This is a genomic window from Acidisoma sp. S159, assembly GCF_009766125.1.
Lineage (GTDB): Bacteria > Pseudomonadota > Alphaproteobacteria > Acetobacterales > Acetobacteraceae > Acidisoma.
Window position 1 is genome coordinate 1 of sequence record NZ_LMUG01000023.1, and the last position, 8,650, is coordinate 8,650.

At 60.9% G+C, this 8,650-nt stretch carries 10 protein-coding genes; 7 read left to right on the forward strand and 3 right to left on the reverse strand.

All coding sequences use genetic code 11. The annotated features are described in order from the left end of the window. Window positions 1–117 precede the first annotated feature (117 nt). The 3 genes from GSQ92_RS07445 to GSQ92_RS07455 all read left to right on the forward strand — a co-directional run bounded on the left by GSQ92_RS07445 (window position 118) and on the right by GSQ92_RS07455 (window position 1,742). On the forward strand, window positions 118–576 hold the full coding sequence (locus GSQ92_RS07445) for a DUF308 domain-containing protein (protein ID WP_216856775.1): 459 nt from the start codon (window positions 118–120) through the stop codon (window positions 574–576). A gap of 133 nt (window positions 577–709) precedes the next feature. After that, window positions 710–1,294, forward strand: coding sequence for a dienelactone hydrolase family protein (locus tag GSQ92_RS07450; protein ID WP_159013267.1), 585 nt, complete (start codon window positions 710–712; stop codon window positions 1,292–1,294). Window positions 1,295–1,340: 46 nt separating this feature from the next. After that, complete coding sequence (locus GSQ92_RS07455; RefSeq protein WP_159013268.1) at window positions 1,341–1,742, forward strand: MarR family winged helix-turn-helix transcriptional regulator; 402 nt, start codon at window positions 1,341–1,343, stop codon at window positions 1,740–1,742. Between the two features lie 638 nt (window positions 1,743–2,380). On the opposite strand, the gene GSQ92_RS07465 is transcribed toward GSQ92_RS07455, so the two are convergent. The 3 genes from GSQ92_RS07465 to GSQ92_RS07475 are packed head-to-tail and all read right to left on the reverse strand — an operon-like array spanning window position 2,381 to window position 5,156. After that, window positions 2,381–3,226, reverse strand: a complete 846-nt coding sequence (locus tag GSQ92_RS07465) for an ABC transporter permease (protein ID WP_159013269.1) — start codon at window positions 3,224–3,226, stop codon at window positions 2,381–2,383. Beyond that, the gene (locus tag GSQ92_RS07470; protein ID WP_159013271.1) at window positions 3,226–4,023 is read right to left on the reverse strand and encodes an ABC transporter ATP-binding protein; all 798 of its coding nucleotides are present in this window, start codon (window positions 4,021–4,023) and stop codon (window positions 3,226–3,228) included. Before GSQ92_RS07470 ends, GSQ92_RS07465 begins: the two co-directional genes overlap by 1 nt. A 20-nt stretch (window positions 4,024–4,043) precedes the next feature. Then, window positions 4,044–5,156 (reverse strand): ABC transporter substrate-binding protein, encoded by a 1,113-nt coding sequence (locus GSQ92_RS07475; RefSeq protein ID WP_159013270.1) that lies wholly within the window; start codon window positions 5,154–5,156, stop codon window positions 4,044–4,046. Window positions 5,157–5,632: 476 nt separating this feature from the next. Here GSQ92_RS07475 and GSQ92_RS31655 point away from each other — a divergent pair, with 476 nt between their 5' ends. The 4 genes from GSQ92_RS31655 (at window position 5,633) to GSQ92_RS07490 (ending at window position 8,216) form a co-directional block, all read left to right on the forward strand. Next, window positions 5,633–6,187, forward strand: a complete 555-nt coding sequence (locus tag GSQ92_RS31655; protein WP_371418546.1) for a type IV toxin-antitoxin system AbiEi family antitoxin domain-containing protein — start codon at window positions 5,633–5,635, stop codon at window positions 6,185–6,187. Window positions 6,188–6,193: 6 nt separating this feature from the next. After that, on the forward strand, window positions 6,194–6,322 hold the full coding sequence (locus tag GSQ92_RS31410) for a hypothetical protein (RefSeq protein WP_256367084.1): 129 nt from the start codon (window positions 6,194–6,196) through the stop codon (window positions 6,320–6,322). Beyond that, complete coding sequence (locus GSQ92_RS31415) at window positions 6,285–6,620, forward strand: nucleotidyl transferase AbiEii/AbiGii toxin family protein (RefSeq protein ID WP_256367083.1); 336 nt, start codon at window positions 6,285–6,287, stop codon at window positions 6,618–6,620. Before GSQ92_RS31410 ends, GSQ92_RS31415 begins: the two co-directional genes overlap by 38 nt. A 489-nt stretch (window positions 6,621–7,109) precedes the next feature. Further along, on the forward strand, window positions 7,110–8,216 hold the full coding sequence (locus GSQ92_RS07490) for a YhcG family protein (RefSeq protein WP_254066586.1): 1,107 nt from the start codon (window positions 7,110–7,112) through the stop codon (window positions 8,214–8,216). Window positions 8,217–8,650: the final 434 nt, after the last annotated feature.

An 8,650-nucleotide genomic window follows, 5' to 3' on the forward strand; every position in this document is an offset into this window, starting at 1 on the left:
CAATCCAGCGCTTCTGCCAAAGAACCGTCGACGTCCAGCAGAGATGTGGATAGAAACTTCGGAATCAGGACACTAGCCTTCGCTGTCGCGAAGAATATACCCACGCTGGCCGCTATCATGCTGGTCGGTTATCCGGCGTGGGACGCATTCGCAAATTTCGTAGATGCCCGACGCAACGGTGGTCTCAGCCGCAACTACACGCAGCTCCTGAATTTCATCGCTAGCGCGATAACCGCGGTTGCGGTGGCCGTCGAACTCGGGAACAGTATGAACGGCGTACTCGTGGTCTTTGGCCTTTGGGCCGGGATCGCCGGCCTCTTTCAGCTCGCGACCGCCGCCCGCCGCTGGAAATCCAATGGTGCTCAATGGGCAATGATACTAAGCGGTGCGCAGTCCGTTGTGGCCGGTCTTTTCTTCGTGAAGATGGCCGGTGGGGCCGACCTTGTTGGCATCGCCACCGTGGCCCCTTACGCCGCCTTCGGTGCGTTCTACTTCCTCGTAGCGGCGGTCTGGCTGACGGTGAGCGACGCCCGCAAGGGTGCACTCGGCTCGCCGAGCTCAGACGGCGCCAATTGAGATGTCATGGGTTGGCACGTCTACCCCCCCAATGCCCCACGGAGCCGCCTTTCGGTCGCTACCGCTCCGCGGTGGCAGGGCAGCCCCTCGAATAGTGAAGATCCGGCCACGAGGACTAGCGGGTGGTAAAGTGATGAGCCTCCAACCTATCGTTTACGACTGTGGCGGTGCGAAGCTTCCGGCTTTTTCGCCATACCCGAGACGGACCGGCCCGTGCCGGGCGTCTCTCGTTGCTCATGATGCTCCTGGTGTGAACGATCATGTCAAATCGCGCGCGGAAGCCCTTGCCGAACTTGGCTATGCCGCGTTCGCGCTCGATTTATATGGAATTCGAGGTTCTCCTCGTGAAGAGATGGTGGTCCGCCATACAAAGCTGGTGGAAACGCCGGGGCTCTTCCTAGAGCGCGCCACGGCGGGGCTTCGCACACTGGCGGCGCAGCCGCTCGTCGATGCTTCGCGCCTTGCGGCGGTCGGCTTCTGCCAGGGCGGCATCACTGTCCTTGAGCTGGCCCGTGCAGGTGCGCCCCATTCTGGCGGCGATCGGCTTTCACCCTGGCTATATTCGGTCGAATGGCGGTCAGGACGGCCCCATTGCCTCGAGGGTGCTCATGATGTCGGGCACCCAGGACCCCTATGCGTCGCGCGACGACTTTGCAGCTTCTCGATCGAAATGGAGGCGAAGGCGGCCGACTTGAGAGGATCTCGGCGACGTGATTGATGATCAAGCATTGGCGTCGGAGTTTCGACGCTTAACGGCTCTTGGGATGCGCATCGAAGATCGACTGATGCGGGAGAAGGGGGTCTCGCTCGCGCAGAGCCGGCTGATGGAAGTCATCCAGCACACTTCGCGCGCCCGATGGTCCGATATTGCAACAGCACTGGGTTATTCACCGCGAACAATTACCGAAGCGCTCGACGCACTCGAGCGCGACGGCCTCATTACGCGAACGCCCGACCCAGCCGATCGCCGAGCGAAGACCCTGAGGCTGACGAAAAAGGGCACCCACGATCTGGCGGAGGCGCAGGTGGTTCGCGATCAGGTTCGTGCGACTATGTTTGGCGCTCTCATCGATGGCGAGAAGGACAAGCTCGTAAAGATGCTTCAGCGGATGCGAGAAGCGGTCCAGGCTATTGACGCCGAGGAACCGCTCGACCTGCCGGGCTAGAACCGCTTGCTCAAGGCGACGCATTCCGTCCCCAGGGCACTCGAGGGAATCGAAAGATCAACCTTGGCTCACCACGTAAACATGGCACGAGGGCGACTGCGGCTGGCTGCCGTGACCGGAAGCGCCTTCACAGAGGAGTGGCACTGGCTTAGGAGTCAATCAAGGCGTCGTATCTTCTCTCGCCAAACCTGCCAGTGGCGGCGTAATTCGCCTTGCCGCAAGCCGTTGTTCTCGGAGAGCAACTCGGCCTTGATGATCCTGTGCGTGCAAAAATGCCGGAAGCTTCGACGCAGCTCGCACATGCAATCAGCAAGCGGCTCGTCTCGGCGTAGCCAAGGATTACCGGCCACACAGTACGGCAATCTTCGCGACCATATCGCGAGCCGCATTGGAGAGAACCCCGTCGGATCGGCCCGCTACCCACTGAGCTCCGAGCACGACAGCCTCGATCTCATCGGATGTCAGCATGAGGGGCGGCATGTCATAGCCGAGTTCGCAAGGCTAAAAGATGAATTGGAAGTCGTGCACGAGCCGAAGATGATGCCATGGGGTAACCGCGCAGCTCAGTTTCGCGACCCCGAAGGAACGCTCGTGGGTCTGTATACGCCCGTTACAGACGCTGCAAAGCCGACCTCGCCTCAGGCTTCCCAGCCGGCGAACCTCCGGGCTACCCAGTGGAAAAACAGGTAGATCGCCAGCCCGATCGCGGCGAGGATCACGATGCAAGCGAAGAATTGCGGCATCTGGATCAGCGACGAGTAGTACGTGAGCCTGCTGCCTATGCCGTCCTGCCCGCCAACCATCTCTGCGCCCACGGCCGTCAGAAGCCCGAAGATGGAGCCCACCATCAATCCCACGATCACCATCGGCATCGCCATCGGAATGCGAATTTGGGTGAAGACCTGTAGGGCGTTCGCCCCGAAGGACCGTGCGAGAGCGATCTTCGCCAGATCCACTCTGCGGAAGCCGGTAGACGAATTGATCATTACCATCGGCCCAGAGGCCAGCGCCACCGCGATGATCCGCGGCGCCAAGCCGAATCCGAGCTTCAGGATCAACAAGGGCACTAAGGCGATCATGGGCGTCGTGACCAAGAGCAGAATGTACGGCGTTACGATTTTCTCGGCGAGCGGGAACTGCGTTACAACCATCGCTAGCAGGAAACCGACGGTCGCGCCGATCGCGAATCCTACCGCCAGCTCCTGTAAGGTAATGAGGATATGCGGCAGGAAGAAGTGGAAGTTGGTCACCAGTGTCAGGGCAATGATGCTCGGCGGCGGCATCACATACAATGGTACGTGATAGCCTCGGATTAGCGCCTCCGCCCCACCCAGCACTATGGCTGCTACAAGCAAGATTAGTCCGATCTCTCGAGAGTTCTTCCCGCCGGCCGCGCGCATCGCCGACCAATTCGCCAGGTTGGCCTCGCCGCCATGCGCTTCTCCGCGGAAAGATGGGATCTCGTCCTCCAGCTTCACGCTCATCACGCCTTCTCCGCCACTCGGTGGACCGCTGCGGTGCCGCGACCGATCGCGGCCTTGATTTCTGCCACGATGTCGATGAAGCCGTGCTCTTCCATGACCGAGAGCGGCCGCGGCCGCGGAATGTCGATATCGAAAATCCGTCTTACCTGCCCGGGCCTGCCACTCATAACCACTACCCGGTCCGACAGGAAAACCGCCTCGGAAATACTGTGCGTGATGAAAAGGACCGTCTTGCGGGTCTCCAGCCAAATCTCTTCCAACAGCAGCGCCATATCCTCCCGCGTGAAGGGGTCGAGCGCACTGAAGGGTTCGTCCATCAGCAAAACTGACGGATTGGTCGAAAGCGCTCGCACGATCGAGGCGCGCTGCTGCATGCCGCCTGACAGCTCACGCGGAAACCGATCTTCGAACCCCTGCAGCCCGACACGGGTCAACAATCCGCGGATGCGCTCCCGTGTCGGGCCTGGCTCCGCCTTCTGAAGACGCAGTGGCAACTCCACATTCTTCATCAGACTCTGCCAAGGAAGCAGGTTCGCCTCCTGGAACACCATCGCTACCTGGGGATGTGGCCGGGTGATGGGTTCGCCATCCAACAGGATCTGGCCGCGATCAAGACTGTGTAGCCCGGCAGCCGACCAAAGCAGTGTTGATTTGCCGCAGCCACTTGGACCCACAATGCTGACGAACTCGCCTTTCGCGACGCTGAGCCCGAAATTGTTGAGTGCCGGCGTCACCCCGCTGCGTGTCTTATAGGATTTCGATACCCCCGATATCGCGAGCTTAGGTTCGACGTTCATGCTAGCCATAGCAGCGCCGCTTAATATCGCGCCGGGTTTCGCGCGCGAATCTCGGCCACATCCACAGCCTCGTACTCCGGCGGCAGCTTGTACGCCTCCGCGTCCGCCTTCACCTTAGCGTGGTCGAAATCGTTAGCATAGGCGATCAACTCGTTGCTGACGACCTTGTTGGCGTCGATGTGGTTCGAGATTTGTCCCGTCTTGAGATAGGTGTCGAAGAACAGCTGGAATTGCGCCGGATCTTGCCATCCCCATCCTTTGCTCGCCGTGAGCGGCCCCCGTGTGACGTTGGTGAGCTGGATGATGTGCTCGGTCGACGCCGCCGGGTTCACCGCCTTCGCCAGCTGCGGAAATTGCTTGTCGACGATGACGGCGGAGGCGCGTGGGTTGTGTAGCCCGAATTCCAGCCCCATCGCATACCCTCGCAGGTAATCGGCATAAGCTTGGCGCTTGTCTTTGTCGTTGAACTCGGCCCGGCTGATGTCTTCGCCATTTGCCGGGAAGCGAGATTTCTCGAAGAGTTTAAAGTAGTCGAAGTCGAGCCCTTCGGAGTGCCAGGTCGCTCGCTGTCCCTCCCAGGTCAGCGCGCAATCTCCACGCCCCTGCGCCACGACTTGGCCCCAGCTATTGCCTGCCTCGACGCAGGTCACGCTGGTAGGATCGACGCCGAATTGCGCAAGCTCAGAATCGACGATCGGCTTCCAGCCGATGCTGCCCAGCACGACGGTCTTTCCCTTCATCTGCTCCGGCGTGGTCACCGCCTGTCCCTTGCGGAAGGCGAAGCTGAAGATGTCCACGGGATGCTTGCTGAAGACATAAAGGATGTCCATGCCGCGATCGACGCCGAGCGCGAAGACGCCGGGAGAGGGCGAACTGGCATCCGCCTTACCCTGGTCGATCAGCGTCACCGCCGCCGTGCCGTCTCTAGGGCCGGATTGATAGATGACGTCGAGATTGCCGTAATAGCCCTGGTCCCGCGCCGACCAATGAAACCAGTCGTCTAGCGTCTCGACGAACCCACGCGGAGCGATCCAGTTCAGGGTCCGCGTCTCTGCCTCCGCCCGGGCTGATGGGTAGAGGTCTAACGCGGTCGCCGCAGCTCCAATGACTACTGTCCGACCTGTTATGCTCATCAGGCGACGCCGGGATAGCCCGGTCATCGCCGGGTGTCGTGGGAGGACCGCAGGCGGGATCATAGTATTAAACCCTCATATGGATCGTCTAAGGTGCGAGTTGATCCATATTGTACGCAATCCACTGGGGTGTAAATACGGCACGAATCTTAAACAACTACACGCAATCGTATTAATCCGAACCACAGAGTTGAGCCTCTAAACCTGATCAACACGCGATAATATAGATTCTCGCGTGTTGACGATGGACGTAGAAACGCGGGGTCGTTTTGCCTTGACATATCCCCGTAGACGACGCCGAGGGGTCGGTGGCGTCCCCTCCTGGCCCTGCTTTTCTCGCCGCCGCGCCAGGGCGCGACGGCGCAAACTTTCATGACGGGAGGCTCACTACCTCGTCAACCCAATCAGCGACCAAGTTAGGCACGTTTGCCTATGGCTCCAACCTTCGTGCCCTCGGCCTCCTCAAAGACCGAGGAATGCTTCGGCTGAAAGATTTCGCTGCAGAGGGCATTGGATCGGAGACACTCGCCCGTCTTGTTCGGGAGGAGGCGGTGGTCCGCCCGGCGCGCGGCCCGTATCAACTCCCTGACGTCCAAGTTGAGGCTGACCATGCGCTCGCAGAAGCGGCTGTTCTTGTTCCGAAAGGAGTAGTCTGCCTTACGTCGGCGCTCCAATACCACGAACTGACGCTGCAGATGCCTTCGGCTGTTTGGATGGCTATCGAACCGCACTGCCTGGCGTCCCAAGATCGACTATCCGCCTATTCGGTTCGTCCGCTTCACGGGGGCAGCGTTCACAGAAGGGGTCGAGCGCCATCGCATCGAGAACGTCGACGTCCCGATCACGGACCCGGCGAGGGCAATTATCGATTGCTTCCGTTACCGCACCAAGGTGGGTCTCGACGCAGCGATGGAAGGGCTGCGCGAAGGTCTTCGCCGCCGTCACTGCAATTCGGATCAGCTCGGGTAGTACGCACAAAAGGCGCGGGTGTGGTCGGTAATGCGTTCTTACGTCGAAGCAACTGTGTCTGATGCCGCGTGACCCGCGACATCGGCGCGTCGGTGCGGGCGAGGCTCCTCGACCGGGCACGCGCCGAGCGATCAGATTTCCAGGTTCTGCTGACACGCTATGCGCTTGAGCGTCTGCTTTACCGCTTTACCGGCTAAGTGTGTCGCCACATCGCGACCACTTCGTCCTCAAAGGGGCGATGCTCTTCGTGACCTGGTAGACGACCCGTTTCGACCCACGCGCGATCTGGACTTGCTCGGCTACGGTGACAGCGAAGCCGACGCCATCACCGACACCTTCCGAGCCATTTGCTCCCAGCCGGTCGGCGATGACGGCGTGACGTTTGATGTAGCAGCTCTGTTGGCGGTCCCGATCTACGAGGAAGCAGAATATGGCGGCGTGCGCGTCCGCACGACGGCAACCATCGCCGGGGCACGGATCCCAAATGAAGGTTGACGTCGGCTTCGGCGGTGCAGTGACCCCAGCGCCTGTCGAAATCGACTACCCCGCCTTGTTGGATGCACCCGCACCGAATCTTCGAGCTTACCCCTCGAAATGGTAGTGGCCGAGAAGTTCGAGGCACTAGTGACGCTCGGCATTGCAAATACTCGGCTCAAGGGTTTCCACGATCTATGCTTATTGCCAAGATATTCGACCTTGATCGATCTCTGCTCACGACTGCAGTGCACAACACATTCTATTAGGGCCGCTTGATGATCCTTGCGAAATGCGAGGTCTGCCATCTCATCCGCCTAGCCAGCGGAGTGTGGGCGGCCGGGGCGGGCGCGCATGACGATGTAGCCGGATCGACGCAGGTGCTCCGTCAGGCGCTCCGCCGCCATCCCGGCGGCGAAATCCCAGCCGCTGCGACGCGCCAAAGTCCGAATAGCTCGAGCCGTCGACCTATAAAAGCGTCGCTCAATTTGCCAACGACCCATTGGCAAATTGACCCGTCGCGCGCTCTCGGTCGCCGCCTTACGCCACCACCGCTCGCCGGCGTATGGTGAGCCCATGAATGCCCCTCCGGTCCCCGCCGGCTACCCCGCCTGGCTCGCCGACCTGAAGACACGGATACGTGAGGCGCGGCTGCGCGCCGCCCTCGCCGTCAACAGTGAACTCATCGGGCTCTACTGGCGCATTGGCCGCGACATCCTGGAGCGGCAGGCCGAACAAGGCTGGGGTAGCAAGATCGTCGGCCGTCTCGCCGTCGATCTACGTGTCGCATTCCCCGACACCCGCGGCTTTTCCTCGGCCAACCTGCGCTACATGAAGGCGTTCGCCGAGGCTTGGCCAGATCCGGCGATGCTCCAACGGGTCGTTGGCAAATTGCCCTGGGGCCAGAATATCGAACTACTGGCGGTCAAGGATGCGGCCGCGCGGCTCTGGTACGCCGAGGCCACGCTCGAGCACGGCTGGAGCCGCACCGTCCTTGGCACGCAGATTGAGACGCAGGCGCACGCACGACATGGCAAGGCGCTAACGAACTTCGCGCGGACGCTGCCGCCCGAGACCTCCGACCTCGCCCAGCAGGCGCTCAAGGACCCCTATCAGTTCGACTTCCTGACGCTGCGGCAGGCCGCGCGCGAGCGCGACGTGGAGCGCGGCCTAATCGCGCGCGTCAAGGACCTGCTGCTGGAGCTCGGAAAGGGCTTCTCGTTCATCGCCAGCCAGCATCACCTGGAGGTCGGCGGACAGGATTTCTACGTCGACCTCCTGTTCTACCATCGCCGGCTACGCTGCCTCGTGGCTGTCGATTTAAAGACAGGACCGTTCCGGCCAGAGCATGCGGGCAAGATGAACTTTTATCTCGCAGCGCTCGACGACACGGGGCGCGAACCGGGCGACAATCCCAGTATCGGCCTGATCCTTTGCCGCGAGCACAACCGGGTCGTTGTGGAATACGCGCTCCGTGGCGTCGACGCGCCGATCGGCGTTGCCCGCTATCGTCTCCTGGCGCCTGAGACTCTGCCGGACGACCTCGCCGGCGTGCTGCCCACCCAGGATGAATTGGCGCCCGGCATGCTGCCAGCGGAGGAGACCGACGATGAATAATCGGCACGCCACGCGCCGGCTGTCAATCGCTCGGTCCGTAGGTTCGAGTCTACTCCGGGAGCCAATGGCTCCCCGTAACATGCTTCAATAATTCAGAAAATTTAGCGGGGACAGTTTCCGTTCCTCCATCGGACCCACCTTCAAGCGTGATCTATTGGGGGGGACGGCTGAGATGCTTGGAGACGTGGGCCGCCCTCGGGAGGCTCAAATGACAACTTATAAAAGTGAACGCTCGTTGGGATGCGGATGATCGCATCTGGTGGGCGGAATGCCGCTGAAAACCACGGCGTCGTCGCCGAAGCCTCAAGTGTCGAGGGCCTCCTCGAAGCCATCCAAAACCTTCCCAGACTTGGTCGACTTACAGTCCGTTTGAGAAAGGTCAGTCATGGGCGATCCGGCGTAAAAGCAGGCTTCCCATGGCGACATGGATCATG